This is a genomic window from Paraburkholderia kirstenboschensis, from assembly GCF_904848585.1.
GTDB classification, from domain to species: domain Bacteria; phylum Pseudomonadota; class Gammaproteobacteria; order Burkholderiales; family Burkholderiaceae; genus Paraburkholderia; species Paraburkholderia kirstenboschensis.
In genome coordinates, this window is the sequence record NZ_CAJHCR010000018.1 from 68,797 (window position 1) to 85,768 (window position 16,972).

Here is a 16,972-nt window from a genome sequence, read left to right on the forward strand (position 1 = left end):
TCCATGATGAGGCGCTGCAACGCAAGCTCGAGGACGCGGCACGTACTGCGCGTTGCGTCATGGTGGGCCACGAAACGGACATCAAGGGGGTGTGCGAAGCACGCTCGGACGCTGGCGGACCTTCCGTGCCTGGGCGTAGCGCATGCGCGACCGTGACAAGCAAATGCCAGGCTGTTTCATTTCTTATCGCAATGTTATAACATTGCGCACGGCATTGCATTTTAGGCTTCCCGCGAAGAAAAGCAGCCAGTCGCTGGACAACGACGGGGTAAGAAGCGGCAGCGCAGCGCTGAATCGCCTGGGGCAAGTGAGCCTGACTACTACGCACGGGGGCCAAGCGCGTAGCGCGATGTACCTCTTCAATTAAGACAGTCGAAACAATGAAAGATCGCACACTTATCTCCCACGCTGCGCTGCTACTACTTGCGCAAAGCATAGCCGGTCATGTCTGTGCCGCGCCGAGCGACAGCTCGGTAGGGGGGCTCGTCACCGATAGTCTCGGCAAGCCGGTCGCAAGCGCCAGTGTGACCCTTCAAACCGCGACCGGCGCCTCGGCCGGAGAGACAAACACCGATGCAACCGGGCAATTCTCAGTGCCCAACATCGTGCCCGGAACCTATGCGGTGGTGGTCACCGCAGCGGGCTTCGCGAGTGGCAGCAGCGTTGCCACTACCCGCGCCGGAACGGCAAGTTCCGTTACGGTCGCGCTCGCCAAGAGCGACGCGATTGACGTCCGCGTGAACGCCCAGCGTCTGGACCAGGCGCGCAACGGACTGTCGCCGGAAACCGGCAGCAGCGTGTACCGGATCACCGCGGCGGACATCAACAACATGCCGCAAGGCGAGTCGACGCCGTTCAACCAGGTCCTGCTGCACGCCCCCGGCGTCGCGCAGGATTCGTACGGTATGGTCCACGTGCGCGGCGAACACGCCAACCTTCAATATCGGATCAACGGCATCATGATTCCGGAGCCGATCTCTGGCTTCGGCCAGTCATTCGATACCCGCATCATCGACCAGATGGACCTGCTCACCGGCGCGCTTCCCGCGCAATACGGGTGGCGCACGGCCGGCATCGTCGACATCAAGACCAAATCGGGCGAGACCGGCGACGGCGGAACGATAGGCGTATACGGCGGCAGCCATGGCACCGCGCAGACAAGCGGCGACGTGTACGGCACCAGGGGCGCGCTGAGCTATTACTTTAGCGGGTCGGCGGGCGTCAACGATCTCGGCATCGAAGCGCCGACGTCGAACGGTTCGCCGCTGCACGATCATACCCGGCAAGGCAACGCGTTCGGCTACATGTCGTACCTGATCAATCCGCTTACGCGGGTCAGCGTCGCGTTCGGCACCGCGAGCAACCAGTTCCAGATCCCGAATACACCGGGTCAGCCGACCCAGTTCACGCTCAATGGCCAGCCCAGTTTCGATTCGGCTGCGCTCAACGAAACCCAGAGCGAGCTCAATAACTTCGCGACAGTCGCGTTGCAGGGGACGAACGGCGACAAGCTCGACTATCAGGTCGCGTACTTCACGCGCTATACGCGCACGCAGTTCAACCCCGACCCGATTGGCGACCTGCTCTTTAACGGCGTCGCCTCGCAAGACTTCCGCAGCAATTGGGCCAATGGACTGCAGGGCGATACCACCTACCGGCTGAACAGTTCGCACACGCTGCGCGCCGGCGTGTATTTCGAACAGGACCGCGCGGTCGCCAGCGACAGTGTCTCGGTGTTCCCCACTGTCGATGGCGCACAGTCCTCCGACCAGCCGTTCACGGTCAACAGCGCGAGCACGACGATCGGCCGGCTCTTCGGCGCCTATGTCCAAGACGAATGGAGGGTGAACGACAAGCTCATCATCAATTACGGGGTGCGATACGACAAAATGAACGAAATTGTCGACGCCAGCCAGTTGAGCCCGCGCATCGGCGCCATCTACAAGGCAACGCCGAGCACCACGCTGCATGCGGGCTACGCCCGGTACTTCACGCCGCCCCCGCTCGAATTGATCGCGCCGACCACGGTTGCGCAGTTCAACAACACGACGAACCAGGCAGCGAGTCAGCAAAATTCGCCGGTGCGGCCCGAGCGCAGCCATTACTTCGATGTCGGCGTAAGCCAGCGCGTCACCTCCGCCATCACGGTAGGCGTGGACGCATACTACAAGAAGGCAACCGATCTGCTCGACGAAGGACAGTTCGGCTCCGCCCTGATCAACACGCCGTACAATTACCAGACCGGCCACGACTACGGCGTTGAACTCACCGCCAACTACACCGACGAGCATTTTTCCGCATACGCGAACCTCGCGCTCAGCCGCGCAACCGGCGAAAACATCATCACGGGCCAGTTCAATTTCACGCCCGATGAACTTGCGTACATCGCCAACAATCCCGTCCACCTCGATCACGACCAGTTGGTCACCGGTTCGGCGGGCATCGCCTACACGTTTGCACGCACGACCTACAGCGCGGATACCGTCTTCGGCAGCGGGCTGCGCAGCGGCTTTGCGAACACGGACCATGTGCCGTTCTACGTGGATGTCAACCTTGCAGTCATCCATCACTTCAACGCGCCCCTCATCGGCAACTTCGATGGCCGCGTGGTCGTGGTCAATCTGCTCAATCGCACCTACCAATTGCGCGACGGTTCAGGGATCGGCGTTGGCGCCGCGCAGTTCGGACCGATGCGCGCGTTCTACGCAGGCATCACGAAATTCTTTTAACCCGCCCGCGCGGCGTACGCCGCGTGCGCAAGAGGTCACGACACCATGAACGATCTTGCCGAACTGTTTCTCGCCGTACGCCTGGGCGGATGGGTGATCTACCCGTTAACCGTGCTCGCGGTGATCGGCCTGGCGATTATCCTCGACAAGACTTACTCGCTGCACCGGCTCGCGGCGATCCCGTCCTGCATTGACGACCTGATAGAAGCGCCCGTTGTCGATTTCGCGCAGACACGCGCGCAGATTGCCGCGCTGCCGGAGCGCCATGCGCTGCGCAGCTTCGCCGCGCCGATTCTGGAGGGCGGCAACGCGCCGATCTGGTGGATCGAGTCTCGTGCCGAGACCGCCGCGCAGCATATCGAGCGCGCGCTGAACCGGGGGCTGTGGCTGCTCGAAACCATAGTCACAGCCGCGCCTCTGCTTGGACTGCTTGGAACGATCATCGGCATGATGCACTCGTTTCGGCTGATCGGCGGACAGGGCGTCGTGAACCCGACCGGCGTGACGGGCGGCGTCGCGCAGGCGCTGATCGCGACTGCGATCGGACTGCTGATCGCTCTCGTCGTGCTCTTCGCGTTCAATTATTTTTCGCGGCGGGTGGGCGAGCTGCTCGATCACTTCGAGCGGGTCGGCACACGGCTGATCGGTCAGCTCCGGCTCGACCGGGAACACGCGGAAGGAGCGGCGCAGTTGCGGTTCGCCCGTGAGCATGCGGAAGGGCAGCGCACGTGAAACTGAAACGCTCAAGACAGGCACGGCGCGGGAAGATCGAAATCATCCCGATGATCGACGTGATGTTCTTCTTGCTGGCCACGTTCATGCTCGCATCGCTTTCGATGCAGCGGCTCGATTCGATGAAAATCGACTTGCCGGTCGGCCAGGCGCAGCAGCTCAGTCTGGATACGCCACTCACCCTCACCGTCACGCGCGCCAATGCCATCTTCGTCAACCGCCAGGCGGTGCCGCTCGCGGCGCTGGCGGGTGCGCTGCGGCCGCTGCTGAAACCGGACGGCAATCTGGTGGTTGCGGCCGATGACGCCGCATCGCACGGCGTAGTCGTCAAAGCGATGCTCGAAGCGCGAAAAGCTGGCGCCCAGCATTTCCTGATCGCCGTTCACCATGAGTAACGACGGCCGCCGCCTCAACACGGCCTGGCTCGACGAACCGAAAACACGCATCGCGGTTGTAGCGGTCATCGGGCTCGGGTTGTGGTGCGCAACGCTCTTGCTCGTGGGTGGACTGCTTGCCACGCCGGAGATCAAGCTGCCGTTGCCCGCACATCTCGACGCGCAGCTCCTTGAAATCGAGCCGCCCCCGCGCGCAGGCGCACCCGCGCAGGCTGCGCCGACGCACCCGATACCGCCCGTGAACGTCGCGCGTGCAGCACCGCAGCCGGTGCATCACGCGCGCCCCGTACACGAAGAACCGGCCCCGCAACATGCCGCGCCTGCGCCGGCTGCAGGGCCACCGGCTGCACCTGCGCCAACTGCCACACCCTCGCCCGTTGCAGCACCCTCCGCCGCGCCATCGCCCGCGCCTTCCGCGCCACTGGCATCGGCCACTCCACCGGCCAGCACAGCCAATCACTCGCCAGGCGCGACCGACCCCGCCGCCAACGGCAGTGCTCATACCGCCGCGCGCGCGATCGCGCAGCCACTGCCGGAAATCCCGGACGACTTGCGTGAAGCCGCGTATCACGCGATTGCGCTTGCGCGCTTCACGATTCACCCCAACGGTTCCGTCGACGTCGAACTCGTACAGCCGACGCAACAGCCGCGTCTGAATCAGTTGTTGCTCGCCTCGCTGCACAACTGGCGTTTCTTCCCCGCCATCGAGAACGGCAAGCCTGTCGAGAGCCATCAGGACGTTCGCGTCCACCTTGTGGTCCAGTAGCGTATGCACCGGCCGGGCCTTGGTGCGTCAGCGATGCGCGTGCGGCGGTGTTAGATGAGCGGGCACCCGGGTCGCCAGCACGACACTCGGCCGCCTGCGTCGGGTTGCAATGCTGCCAGTGTCGTTTAGACAGGAGTGTCCCAACGGCTTGGCCGGAAAGGTGATTTTTTCTGGGCGGTAAGCCCCGGCATCAACTGAACGCCCCGTTGACACTGGAGGCAAGATCGCCGTCCTTGGACGGCTCATGACACGCTGCTTTCATTGGCTCATAGACTGCCAAGAGGACGCGTACACAACCGACTTTGAATGGGCTTCGAAGTCCTCCCTCAGCTTGATCTCTTCGCTGCCTCGGCGGAGCAGTGCGCGACCACCCTGACCTCCCGGCCACCGCTGCAAAGCCGCGTCCTTGCGTCCTTGAGTACCCGCTCGCGCCGGCGCGTTGCCCGTGGCGATTTCATGGCTCACGCTGCCCGTGTCGCCAGCACGCAGGTCAGCGCGCCGCAACAAATCGCCATACCGGATCGCGTCGGCGAATTCGATTAGCCCGCAAGGATCGGCGCCGAGCGACTGGACGATATTGCGCACGACGACGAACGGGACGCGACACCGATCGCACAAGCCACCAAGGTCGACCCGACCATCATCAACCGGAAATCGGTACTGACCTGGCGAGCCTCTGCGCCGCCCTGCCGGTTTAGCGTTTCCCGAAAATCGATTAGTTGATTGATTGCCGCGAGCCACTCGATGAATGCAGGCCGCGCATTTTCCATGCAATACCTTGCGTGCCCCGTCCCTATCACCCGCCGTTTGCCGCGCGATCACCTCCTCGATGAGCGGCGAGGCCTTGCTGCGCGCATCGACAATACGCGCATAGATCGCGCGTTCAGTCGCTGTGATGTCGTTGTGTTGAGCATGAATCGCCGCCAGCGGTTTCTCCGAGTCCTCGTAATCCGAAGCCAGTTGCTGAATATGTGCAACGACGGACGGAAGCTCATTGCGCGATACGATTGTGACGTCGCGCACGGCGATCGGCGTCGAGCCGTGCCCGTTGCGAAGATGCCGACGCCTGACAACGGGCAATACGGAACCATGAAAAGCATGCGTAATGCGCTGCCTCTTTAGTCGCCACTCCGCGGCATGATTAGCGAGTTGGGTCAAAAATACGCCATTGAACCTCAACATCAACTCAGTCGAGAGTTATTGCCTGGGCCGCGAAAACGAGGGGGGACGCGCGTCAGACGCCCTTACTGCCGCGCAGAACCCGTCCGTCGACTTATCTCGCTTCGGCCGCTTCGTTTCACCGCCCAAGCGCTGCGATTACCCCTTCCGCATAAGCCGGGTCGGCCTGACGGAAATGCTCGATCTGACGCGCAACAATCGTCAGCGGCACGCCGTTGATGTGGCGCGCGATGTTGCCGAACAGCCGCGCGCGTTGCGCCACATCGAACAGACGGAACAGCGCACCCGGCTGGCTGTAGTAGTCATCGTCGTCGCGATGATCGTAGCGACCCACCGCGCCAGCTGCGAGCGGCGGCTCGGCCGCATTGCGGTATTGTGCGAAGTCGCCGAACGAGTTCGGCTCGTAGTTCACGTTGCCGCCGAGATTGCCGTCCGTGCGCATCGCGCCGTCACGATGGAACGAATGCTGGAACGGGCAGCGCGACGCGTTCACAGGAATCTGATGATGATTCACACCAAGCCGATAGCGCTGGGTGTCGCCATACGAGAAAAGACGCCCTTGCAACAGCCGGTCCGGCGAGAAGCCGATGCCCGGCACCACGTTAGCCGGCGTGAACGCCGCCTGTTCGACGTCCGCGAAATAGTTGGCCGCGTTGCGGTTCAGCTCGATCGTGCCGACGTCGATCAACGGATAGTCTTTCTGCGTCCACACCTTCGTGATGTCGAACGGATTGAAGCGATACGCCGCGGCTTCCGCCTCCGGCATTACCTGAATCGCGAAGCGCCATTTCGGGAATTTGCCCGCGTCGATGTTGCCGATCAGATCCCGTTGCGCGCTTTCACGGTCCTGCGCGACCACTTGCGCCGCTTCGGCATCGGTAAAGTTTTCGATGCTCTGCATCGACTTGAAGTGGAACTTCACCCAAAAGCGCTCGTTGTTCGCGTTGATGAACGAGTACGTGTGCGAACCGAAGCCGTGCATCTGACGGAAGTTCTGCGGAATACCACGGTCGCTCATCAGGATCGTCACCTGATGCAGCGACTCCGGATGACGCGACCAGAAATCCCACGCGGCAACGTTACTGCGCAGGTTGGTGTACGGGTCACGCTTTTGCGTGTGGATGAAGTCCGGAAACTTCAGCGGATCGCGGATGAAAAACACCGGCGTGTTGTTGCCCACCACGTCCCAGTTGCCTTCTTCTGTGTAGAACTTGATCGAGAAGCCGCGCACGTCGCGTTCCGCGTCGGCCGCGCCGCGTTCGCCGGCCACCGTCGAAAAACGCATGAAGAGCGGTGTTTCCTTGCCGACTTCGGCGAACACTTTGGCCTTGGTGTAGCGCGAGATATCGTGGGTCACCTTCAGCGTGCCGAACGCGCCCGAGCCTTTAGCATGAACGCGGCGCTCGGGAATCACTTCGCGATCGAAGTGAGCGAGTTTTTCGAGCAGCCATACGTCTTGCAGGACAACCGGGCCGCGCACGCCGGCCGTCATCGAATTCTGGTTGTCGGCGACGGGGGCGCCAGCAGCGCTCGTAAGAGTACGATCTGACATGCTTAGGTCCTCAAAGGGTAGTTTCGGGCGGGTTTGGAAAGTGGCTCGCGACCAACATTAGATAGGACAAGAAATTATGACAATTGCTACTCCCGATAGAGGATTCGTCCATATACAGGGAAGTTCAATCTTTAAGCAGCAGAAAAAATCTCGCAAGAATCCTAACAGTATCCACGCGCGTAGTTCCCACCGCCATCAACGCCCCGTCCGCCCGCTTCGGCTTGGGCGCGCTCGAGGACAACACAATCAGCGCAGCTAACCGTGACGAATTCCCCCGAACACACAGAGGTTCAAGTGCGCGAGCGGGATCGAATGACGCTCACTTGACGGCCATCATGCGGACGGCTTGGCTCGCGCAACGGCGTGCGACGACGTGATGGCTCCGGTCCCCCGACTTTCAACCAACGCACACGTACGCTGCGAGATTCGCGCCGCTGCCTCCCGGACCGATTCGACAAGACGGTCCAGATTGGCAAATTCGAGTCGCTGGGTCGGCACGATTACCGCAAGCGAACCGACTGCTTCACCGGAGTCGTCCGTAAATAGCGGCGACGCCAGTGCAGAAACGCTGCTTTCCAGTTCGCCCCTCGACAGATAAAAACCGGCACGCCGGATTTTGAGCAGCGACGCGCGAAACTCGTCGAGTGTCGCCCCAAGGCCGCTCTGCGCGATCTCGTGAGCATACTGATCGAACAGGACCGCGAGCTTGGCCTTCGGAAAGGTGGACAGGATCGCTTTTGGAGCGGCGCCGAGAAACAGGGGGCGAGGACGGCCCCGGCCGTACCGGAGGTCAAGCGCCGCGCCGTGAGTCTCACGATGCGTGTCCACGAGTTCGTTACCGTACCACCGCGACATCACCACATCGAAGCCGGAGTGTTCACTCAACTCACGCATGATCGGCTGCCCGACCGCAAGCAGCGGATCCGACATGCGCAGGTGGTAGTCAAGCTTGATGATGCGAGGGCCGAGACCATAGTCTCCTCCTGCAAACCGGATGAGCAACCCAGCATCCAGGAGCTCGCGTACATAGCGATAAGCCGTTGGGGCTGAGCAATCGAGTTCGGCGGCAACGTCTTCGACGGACAAGAACGGCTTCGCCTCCGAAAACAGCTCAAGTATGGATAAAAGTCTCGTAATGCTCGACATCTATTGCGCTGCGCCTCCTCGTGTGTGAACGGAATTATATCCACTGGCAAGATCACCATTGACGCCTTCGACGACCACCGCGCGGAAACAGTCGCACGCGAACCACGCAGCGCCACGCTTATGCAAGCCCCATGCGCTCGGCCATTTCGGTTTGCCAGACACTTCGCGGCCTGAATCCCGATAGCGTTCTTGCGTGGCGTTCGACAGCCGCCATCAGCGCAGCATCGGGCAAGCCGAAGTCCACCGGCACCCGCATCGGCTGGTCGACGTACCACGGCGTGTCGATGTAGAGCTCGAGGCGGTTGCCCTCCGGATCGCGGGCATAGATCGAGACCGAATTGCCGTGGGTGACGGGATTGATTTCCTGCAGGCCTTCTTCAATGAACTGCCGATGAAACCGCCTCAACGTGGCAAGGCTGTCAGCTGTGAACGAAATCTGGTTGATCGGGTTGAACGCCAAGTGCTCGGGGCGGCCGCTCGCGAGCACGATCTGGTGATGCACCGCGGGATCGCGGCTCAAGAATACCAACTGCACAGCACCGTGCGGCGTCTGCAGCGAACCCCGATCCGTCACGGTGAATTCCATCACCCGCGTATAAAAGTCCTCCACGCGCGCCATGTCGCTTACATAGAAGCCCATGTGACTGAGGGACAGCCCTGCCCTCACTTTCTTCATAACGTTCATGCTTGTCTCCAAGTAGTGATAAACCCTAACAAAAAACACGTTGTGGCATTCGATAAATTTAGTTTATTCTCACCATAAGAGAAATGCACGGTTTTTTTACGAATCGAGGCGTTGATCCTATCGACTTTTATCTATCCGGAGCATCAATGAAACTCGCCAGCTTCTCTACCCACCTTGGCTCATCGTTCGGCATCGTTCGCGATGAAACAGTGTTCGACCTTGGCAAGCGTCTCGGCGGCCGCTATGCGGATCTGAAGGCACTGATTGCCGCCGACGCATTCGGCGAGGCCGCGCAGGCCGCCAATGGCACGCAGGGCGACTACCCGCTGTCGGAAGTCACGCTGCTGCCTGTGATTCCGAACCCCGAACAAATCTTTTGCGTGGGACTCAACTACGCAGACCACGTCAAGGAAACCAACCGCGAAACCACCGAGCATCCGGTCATCTTCATGCGGGTGCAGGCTTCTCAGGTTGGACACGGCCAGCCGATGCTGCGTCCGCCGGAGTCGCAGAAGTTTGACTATGAGGGTGAGATTGCCGTCATCATCGGGCGCGGGGGACGACGCATCGCCGAGGCCGACGCGTGGAATCACATCGCTGGCTACGCCTGCTACAACGACGGTTCCGTGCGCGACTGGCAGCTTCATACGACCCAGTGGGGCCCGGGCAAAAATTTCTATCGCACGGGCGCGTTCGGACCGTGGATGGTGACGAGCGACGAGATCGAACCCAACGCGGCGATGACGCTCGTCACCCGCCTGAATGGACAGGAAGTGCAACGCGCGACGACGCAGATGCTGATCCACGGCATTGCCAAACAGATTGCCTACCTCTCGACGTTCACCCCGCTCTCTCCGGGAGATGTGATCGTAACCGGCACGCCTGGCGGCGTCGGCGCGAAGCGCAATCCACCGCTGTTCATGAAGGCCGGCGACGTGGCGGAAGTGGAGGTCGACCGGATCGGCGTTCTATCCAATCCAATCGCCGACGAAGCGTAAAAGTCGTAGCCGGGCGCGTTCGAGTGCTCGACGTCTTATCTGGCGGAACAAGACATGTTAGAGAAAACTATTTCGACGCACGCGTGCGACTACGACGTTGCCGTTATCGGCCTCGGGCCCACCGGGGCGACGCTCGCGAATCTGCTGGCAATCGAAGGCTTGCGGGTGCTGGTGCTGGAGCGAGACAAGGAGATTTTCGCGCTTCCTCGCGCGGTGCATTTCGACGGTGAATGCATGCGCGTGTTCCAAACCCTCGGTTTAACCGACAAGCTGCTACCGAAGCTGTTCGTGGGTCCCGGTATGAAATTCGTGAACGGGGATGGCAAGTTGCTGATCGACTGGCAACGGCCAACCTCTATCGGACCACAGGGGTGGAGTGCGAGTTACAAGTTCCACCAGCCCGATCTCGAGAATGCGTTACGCGAGCGTCTCGCGCAGCAATCGAGCGTTGACGTCCGGTTGCGCCACGAAGTGTTCGCGCTTGACGAGGCGAGCGATGGCGTCCAGTTGCGCTTCGAGGATACGAGCTGCGGCAAACTTGGACGTACCACCGCGCGATATGTAGTCGGCTGCGACGGTGCGCGCTCGATTGCGCGACGTTTCATGGGCACCGAATTGACCGATCTGAAATCGCATGAACGCTGGGTTGTGGTCGACGTATTGCTCGATGCACCGCGGCCCGATCTTGGCGACTACTCGGTCCAATACTGCGACCCGGCGCGCCCGACCACTTATACGCGCGGTCCCGGAAATCGGCGCCGCTGGGAAATCATGGTGATGCCCGGTGATGATGTGACGCAACTCACGTCCCCCGAATGGCTGTGGGACAAACTCGCTCGCTGGATTTCTCCGGCCGATGCGCGCCTCGAACGTTCTGCCGTATATACATTTCACTCGGTCGTGGCGAACGGTTGGCGCCGTGGCCGACTGCTGCTTGCAGGCGATGCCGCACATCAGACGCCACCCTTTATGGGCCAGGGGATGGGAGCCGGCATTCGCGACGCGTCGAATATCGCGTGGAAGCTTGGTGCCGTCATTCATGGCGAAGCGCCCGACACCCTCCTCGACAGCTACGAATCCGAACGCTCGCCGCACGTGCGCTTGTTTATCGAAACGGCGGTACAGCTCGGCTCAGTCATTCAAACGACGAGGCCAGACCTGGCCGAAGTCCGTGATGAAGGGATGAGCGCAGCAATTCGCAATTTTGTGACCCCACAACCCAGGCTTGGCCCGGGCGCATGGATCGATGAACCATCGGGCGTGGCCGGGCATATCGCACCGCAACCCCGCCTGCTGGACGGACAACTCGTGGACGACGTGGTCGGCTATCGGTTTGCGCTGCTTGCGCGACAGGAATTGCTCCGTGAATGCCCCGACGTCGCCAATTGCGCTGCGCAAGCGGGCGTCGGGATTGTGGCCAGCGATGGAGCGGCTGTTCGCGAGTGGTTGGAGTCGATCAACGCCCCGGCGGTGCTTGTACGCCCCGACCGTTATGTGTACGGCATTGCGCAGGACGGTGAATCCTTGCAACACCTTTTGCACCACGCCGTACCCGGCTTGCAAACCGAAGGTGCCGTGGCCATGTGAGCCCGCAAAACCAGTTGTCACGCGAGCTGTCTCGTGGTCGACGCACGTATACCATCGGACAAAGAATCCGATAATCAATTGGAGGAGTCATGGGAATATCCCGCAACCCGGTCGGCGGCGCCGACCGTCCACAGTCATCCGGCTTGTCCCGGTCGCAGTGGAAGATGATTCTCATCGCAAGCCTTGGCGGCTCGCTGGAGTTTTACGATTTCATCGTCTACGGTTTTTTCGCCCATAACATCGCGGCCCAGTTTTTCCCGAACTCGTCGTCGCTGGTCAGCATGCTGGCTACTTTCTCCGTGCTCGCGATCGGGTACGTGATCCGACCGCTCGGCGGAATTGTGCTCAGTAGCTGGGGCGACCGATATGGCCGGCGTCCGGTGTTTCTCGGCTCAATCATTGTGGTCACCACCGCGACGATCTGTCTTGGTCTGCTGCCCAACTTTCAGAGCTGGGGCATGACCGCATCGATCCTGTTGATCCTGCTGCGCATGCTTCAGGGTTTTTGCGTCGGTGGAGAAATGCCTGGTGCGATTACCTATGCAGTGGAAGCCGCGCCGCATCGGGCGGGGCTCGCCGCGGGCATTATTATCTGCGCGGTGAACGTAGGTGTTTTGCTCGCCACATTCGTCAACCTCGGCATCCAGACCTACCTGCCCGCCGCGGACGCGGCGGCGTATGGCTGGAGGATCGCGTTTCTTTTCGGCGGCGTTTGCGGGATCGCTTCCTACCTGATGCGCCGTAATCTGGACGAGTCGCCCGAGTTCAAGAAGATGCACGGAGCTGTCGTCAAACAGCCTTTTCGCGAGGCCTTGCGACGTCATGGCAAAGCGGTCGCGACGGGAGCACTGACGATCGCCGTGATGGCCGGCGTCAACGGCATACTTTATGGCCACATGCCCGCCTACCTCGTCCAGCAGCTGCACTATGCACCACGGACCGCGGCAATTGCGCAGAACGCTTATCTGATCGTCAGTTCCTTCGGCCTCCTCGCCGCAGGCTGGCTCGGGGACAAGATTCCACGCCGGCACCTGCTTCGAGCGTCAGCGGCGCTACTGATCGCATTGAGCTACCCGTTCTATGAAGCGCTGGCGAGTCATACCGTCAATCCGGTGGTGCTGTTTGTGCTTGCCGGCCTGGTTTTTTCACTGGCAAGCGGAACATGGGCGTCGGTGCTCGCCGACCAATTCCCTGTCCAGGTCAGATTCAGCGGAATCGCGCTGGCTTACAACCTGGCCGTTGTCGTATTCAGCGGCTTTGCGCCCTTGCTGGCGACCATGCTGATTCGCATGACCGGCTCCTTGGCAGCGCCAGCCTGGTATGTCATCGCCGCATGCACGGTCGCGCTACTTGCGAGCTATGGGTTGCCGACGGGAAAGTCTCGGGCCGGGTCGCCTTCGAAGACAGATGGACTGAGCGGCGAACTGTTGCGTTGAGCCGAATCGAGCCACGACGCGGCCGGCACCGTCTCCGACAAGAGGTATCCATGCAGTATTTTCGGGAGATTTACGATGAAAGATGCGTCCATTCAGGCGGCCGTCGAGGCGTTGGAACAACAGCGCTGCGACGCCACAGTGGCCGGAGACCTGCTCAAACTCGCGTCGCTACTCGACGACGATCTGACGTTCGTCCATTCAGCTGGCTACGTTCATGGCAAGTCGGAGTATCTGTCCTTCCTTACCGAGAAGATCAAGGTGCGTCAAATCGTGCGTCCGCAACCGCTCGCGTATAGGTTCCTGCCAGACACCGTGATCACGACGGGCCATCTCGAGCAATCCCTGGTGCGCAGGACCGATGGATCTGAGCTCAACATTCGCGCGCTCATAACGGAAATCTGGATCAAACGCGAGGCCGGCTGGAAACTGCTGCATCTCCATTCTGGGCGCTTGACGGATTGACGCAGATCCCTATGTTGCCGTCCATTTCGGGGTAAGCCTGGACACCGATCCTGAACAGGCTCGCGATCTTCTTCTGGGTGCCTATCACGCGCACCCGTCGATCCTCGACCATCCGGCGCCATCCGTCATATTCAGTCAACTGACGCCCGACGGCATCACGCTGAGCGTCACCGGCTATGTCCGCGGCCCCCGGATCACGGGGGATATCAAGAGCGATCTGCTGTTCGAAATCCTCAACCGATTAGGTGCGGCGAAGATCCCACTGTCGAAGCCGCAAACCGTCATGGTCGGGCGTCTGCATGACCAGAGTCGCGCCGCTTTTGCCACAACCACCTCATTGCTCTTGCGTTCATCGGAGCAGGAATGAGCCGAAGGTTAAGAAACCAGGCAGGATCATGATGTGTTCGACGAATGTCTTTTCATGCTTGCCTGGCGGACTGGTGGGACTGCGTATTTTCGCCCGCCTATGGGTGGATGTAGATCGGCGGCGAGTATGGCGACATTCGAATGTCGCGCGGTTGCCCCGACTGCGACAATCCGCTCATGACACCGCCAGACCCACCCCCTGCGCCGTTCATCACCACCACCTTTGCTTCAGCGGCTCGACTGTCTTGCGGGCAGTGCGATTTCTCGCAGCGCGTCTGCCCATAACCCGGCTTCTCGATTTGGACCAGTTCCGCACGGACTTCAGCGGGGGTGATTGCAGAGCTCGTCTGGGCAAACGAAGCGACGGGAAGCAAAAGAGCGGCGGTAACTGCAAATACTCGAATCAAGGGCTTCATGATGATCAACCTTCACAGGTAAGCTTTCGTGGATCTTTCTCGGCTTTATCAGAAGACCGACGTAACAGATGAGCGAAGTTACGCCGGTTAAGAAGACGTTATCAAGCCGCGACTAATTTTTTTCAATCATCTCTATGAGACTGCCGACTCCTTCAAGCATGAATTCAATCGTTTTTTCGTCATTGAAGACGCCATTATTTATTTTGGTGTGCGATGAACCCACGGCGATTTGAGGAAAGGCAACACGAATAGCCTCGACTGCGCTAATGGTTTCATTTAGCTGAGCTTGCGCGCGCACTCCGCCCGTGAATGCGGAAGAAGCCGTGAACGTCAGGACTGCCTTGCCTTTGATCGGACTATTCCGATAAGGTCGCGAAAGCCAGTCCAGCGCATTCTTCAGAACACCCGACATACCATGGTTATATTCCGGGGTGCCTATGATCATCCCGTCACAGCTTCTTACTGCATTCCACAGCGTGGTGATTTCTTGCGGGGGCGAATGTTCAAGGTCTTCATCGTAAAGGGGAACCTGGGCCAGGCTGACAAGATCGAGTTCAACCCTGTCGGCAAGCCGCTCCTTCAGAACTCTCAAAATGGCCGTGTGGGTCGACTCACGCCGAATGCTCCCGGCAATACCAACTATTTTTAGCATGGTTGCTTTCCTTGGAAAAAATCCACGTTCGGATTTCGATAAATGACGCAACAACAAATTCGGAAGCCTGTCTCGTGAACAACTCAGGTTGCGATACTCTTTTCGGTGCATGCACTGGTTCTCGCCAGCCACTCACGTACTCCAATGAGCCATGTTATAAATTCTCAACCATGGTTGAGGTCAAGCGTTATGTCTGAAAAACTTACGTCCGTGCAGCAGCTATCAGTCGGAGAAGTGTCCCGGCGGAGCGGCGTTCCGGTCTCCACCCTGCACTTCTACGAATCGAAGGGGCTTCTTAAACCCACGCGGACCAACGGAAATCAGCGGCTCTACAGCCGTGGGATGCTCAGACGGATAGCGATCATCAAGGTAGCTCAGCGGATAGGCGTCCCCCTGGTCGAGATCGGCGCCGCCTTGGCCGCCATACCCCACGATAGGAAACCCACTGCCGCGGAATGGGCGCAGGTTTCGGCCAGTTGGAATGAAGCCCTACAGCAACGGATTGACGCGTTATTGCGCCTCAAAACTAATCTGGAGTCCTGTATCGGATGCGGTTGCCTATCGCTTGGCGAATGTCCGTTGAGGAATCCAGAAGATCATCTAGGCGAGCGGCACTCAGGGGCTGTCTTGCTTGAGGATGGAAATTCGAAGAGCGTATAAACGCAAATTCGCCTGCATGCTCTCGGCGCGGTCATTGCCAAGGTCAGACGAACCCGCCACGCGATACCCTGATTTGACTACCGCTGTGGCGCATTTCTGAGAGGCGTCTGAAAAGAGCCATGCTGAGCGACCGATGACATGACAATCTTCGCCGTGGGGCTCGCATCCTCGTTCAGTGCAGACAGTCTCCGGCAAAGATTCGGATGGTAGCCCAAGAACGGCTTACTGCTGCCGTGGCCAGCCGCGGCAGCAGTAAGCCGTTCTAGGGCCCAGAGTGAAGACTGTCGAATCAGCCGCGGGGCGGCTAGATTGGGAAGTGAACCGGCTTGCTCATGCCCGCATCGGACAACGCACACAACGCTACGGCCGACCAGTCGTGCGCGGCGCCAATCCCTTGCGAACGCAAGGTCAGGAAGCGGTCGCGCACGAGGCTCGCCAGCGGCAGCGGCACACCCAGCGCCTCGGCGGCCGCCAGCATCAGACGGTTATCCTTCTGGCCGAGCGGCAACGAAAAGCCCGGCGGCTGGAACTGCTGTGACGCGATCAACGGGCCGTAGATCTTGTACGGCGGCGCGTTGAAGTTCGCGCTCGTCAGCAATTCGACTAGGCGCATCGGGTCGATGCCCGCCTTGCCGGCCACCGCACACGCCTCCCCCAAAGTTTCGATGATCGCGGACAGCATGAAATTGCCGATCAGCTTCACGAGGTTCGCCTGCGAAGGATCGGTGCCGACGATACCGACCGACTGTCCGAGTTGCTCGAGAAGCGGGACCGCGACGGTGAGATGCGCGTCGTCGCCCGCGGCCATGATGAAGAGCTTGCGCGCCGCCGCGGCGTCGGGCCGGCCGAATACCGGCGCGGACACGAAAGGGAGATCCGCTTCGCGGTAGCGCGTCGCGTGATCCTGCGCGGCCGCCACACTAATCGTGCTCATCGAGATATGCAGCGCGCCCGGTCGCAGCGCTTTAGCAATACCGGCCTCGCCGAACGTGACGGCGGCATGCGCGGCATCGTCCGCGACCATCGTGAACACGACGTCAGCCGACTCCGCGGCGTGCGCCGGGCTTGTGGCGACGCGTGCGCCCGCGGCGCGCAAGGGCTCCGCCCTCGCGGCCGTGCGGTTGAAAACATGTACCTCATGCCCCGACTCGACCAGGTTCATCGCAATTGCGGCGCCCATCGAGCCAAGACCTACGAATCCAATCTTCATG

The 16,972-nt window shown here is 60.5% G+C and carries 17 protein-coding genes; 10 read left to right on the top strand and 7 right to left on the bottom strand.

Features of this window, described 5'->3' with window-relative positions; genetic code table 11:
* The first annotated feature begins 380 nt into the window (after window positions 1-380).
* Genes JMY24_RS31295 through JMY24_RS38630 form a run of 4 tightly spaced genes read left to right on the top strand, consistent with a single transcriptional unit; the run spans window position 381 to window position 4,622 of the window.
* Window positions 381-2,729: a TonB-dependent receptor gene (locus JMY24_RS31295; RefSeq protein WP_201703484.1), complete on the top strand. Its 2,349-nt coding sequence runs from the start codon at window positions 381-383 to the stop codon at window positions 2,727-2,729.
* A gap of 45 nt (window positions 2,730-2,774) precedes the next feature.
* Entirely contained in the window at window positions 2,775-3,461 is a 687-nt protein-coding gene (locus JMY24_RS31300; RefSeq protein WP_128597545.1) for a MotA/TolQ/ExbB proton channel family protein, read from the top strand.
* A complete protein-coding gene (locus JMY24_RS31305) occupies window positions 3,458-3,856 on the top strand; it encodes an ExbD/TolR family protein (protein ID WP_128597544.1) in 399 nt (132 codons plus the stop codon). The genes JMY24_RS31300 and JMY24_RS31305 overlap by 4 nt, the downstream gene beginning before the upstream one ends.
* Entirely contained in the window at window positions 3,849-4,622 is a 774-nt protein-coding gene (locus tag JMY24_RS38630; RefSeq protein WP_236597596.1) for an energy transducer TonB, read from the top strand. The genes JMY24_RS31305 and JMY24_RS38630 overlap by 8 nt, the downstream gene beginning before the upstream one ends.
* Window positions 4,623-4,880: 258 nt before the next feature.
* On the opposite strand, the gene JMY24_RS31315 is transcribed toward JMY24_RS38630, so the two are convergent.
* The 4 genes from JMY24_RS31315 to JMY24_RS31330 all read right to left on the bottom strand — a co-directional run bounded on the left by JMY24_RS31315 (window position 4,881) and on the right by JMY24_RS31330 (window position 9,184).
* Window positions 4,881-5,780 (bottom strand): MCP four helix bundle domain-containing protein, encoded by a 900-nt coding sequence (locus tag JMY24_RS31315; RefSeq protein WP_128594277.1) that lies wholly within the window; start codon window positions 5,778-5,780, stop codon window positions 4,881-4,883.
* A gap of 139 nt (window positions 5,781-5,919) precedes the next feature.
* Entirely contained in the window at window positions 5,920-7,353 is a 1,434-nt protein-coding gene (locus tag JMY24_RS31320) for a catalase (RefSeq protein ID WP_201703486.1), read from the bottom strand.
* Between the two features lie 333 nt (window positions 7,354-7,686).
* Window positions 7,687-8,499 (bottom strand): IclR family transcriptional regulator, encoded by an 813-nt coding sequence (locus JMY24_RS31325; RefSeq protein WP_128598574.1) that lies wholly within the window; start codon window positions 8,497-8,499, stop codon window positions 7,687-7,689.
* Between the two features lie 118 nt (window positions 8,500-8,617).
* Window positions 8,618-9,184: a VOC family protein gene (locus tag JMY24_RS31330; RefSeq protein ID WP_128598573.1), complete on the bottom strand. Its 567-nt coding sequence runs from the start codon at window positions 9,182-9,184 to the stop codon at window positions 8,618-8,620.
* Window positions 9,185-9,330: 146 nt separating this feature from the next.
* Between JMY24_RS31330 and JMY24_RS31335 the strand changes: the two genes are divergently transcribed.
* From JMY24_RS31335 to JMY24_RS38635, 5 genes are all read left to right on the top strand, one after another.
* Entirely contained in the window at window positions 9,331-10,182 is an 852-nt protein-coding gene (locus JMY24_RS31335) for a fumarylacetoacetate hydrolase family protein (RefSeq protein ID WP_128585835.1), read from the top strand.
* A 54-nt stretch (window positions 10,183-10,236) separates the two neighbouring features.
* The gene (mhpA, locus tag JMY24_RS31340; RefSeq protein ID WP_128598572.1) at window positions 10,237-11,769 is read left to right on the top strand and encodes a bifunctional 3-(3-hydroxy-phenyl)propionate/3-hydroxycinnamic acid hydroxylase MhpA; all 1,533 of its coding nucleotides are present in this window, start codon (window positions 10,237-10,239) and stop codon (window positions 11,767-11,769) included.
* 89 nt (window positions 11,770-11,858) lie between these two features.
* On the top strand, window positions 11,859-13,205 hold the full coding sequence (locus JMY24_RS31345) for an MFS transporter (RefSeq protein WP_128585837.1): 1,347 nt from the start codon (window positions 11,859-11,861) through the stop codon (window positions 13,203-13,205).
* 75 nt (window positions 13,206-13,280) lie between these two features.
* Entirely contained in the window at window positions 13,281-13,667 is a 387-nt protein-coding gene (locus JMY24_RS31350) for a nuclear transport factor 2 family protein (protein ID WP_128585838.1), read from the top strand.
* Window positions 13,663-14,034: a hypothetical protein gene (locus JMY24_RS38635; protein ID WP_328809302.1), complete on the top strand. Its 372-nt coding sequence runs from the start codon at window positions 13,663-13,665 to the stop codon at window positions 14,032-14,034. Before JMY24_RS31350 ends, JMY24_RS38635 begins: the two co-directional genes overlap by 5 nt.
* 97 nt (window positions 14,035-14,131) lie before the next feature.
* On the opposite strand, the gene JMY24_RS31355 is transcribed toward JMY24_RS38635, so the two are convergent.
* Together JMY24_RS31355 and JMY24_RS31360 are read right to left on the bottom strand one after the other, a co-directional pair.
* A complete protein-coding gene (locus JMY24_RS31355) occupies window positions 14,132-14,449 on the bottom strand; it encodes a DUF4148 domain-containing protein (protein WP_201703488.1) in 318 nt (105 codons plus the stop codon).
* A gap of 112 nt (window positions 14,450-14,561) precedes the next feature.
* Entirely contained in the window at window positions 14,562-15,101 is a 540-nt protein-coding gene (locus tag JMY24_RS31360) for an NADPH-dependent FMN reductase (RefSeq protein WP_201703490.1), read from the bottom strand.
* 189 nt (window positions 15,102-15,290) lie between these two features.
* Between JMY24_RS31360 and soxR the strand changes: the two genes are divergently transcribed.
* Window positions 15,291-15,761 carry a redox-sensitive transcriptional activator SoxR gene (gene soxR / locus JMY24_RS31365; protein WP_128585840.1) on the top strand — a complete coding sequence of 157 codons (471 nt, stop codon included), beginning with the start codon at window positions 15,291-15,293 and terminating at the stop codon, window positions 15,759-15,761.
* A gap of 304 nt (window positions 15,762-16,065) precedes the next feature.
* On the opposite strand, the gene JMY24_RS31370 is transcribed toward soxR, so the two are convergent.
* Entirely contained in the window at window positions 16,066-16,971 is a 906-nt protein-coding gene (locus JMY24_RS31370) for an NAD(P)-dependent oxidoreductase (RefSeq protein WP_201703492.1), read from the bottom strand.
* Window position 16,972: the final 1 nt, after the last annotated feature.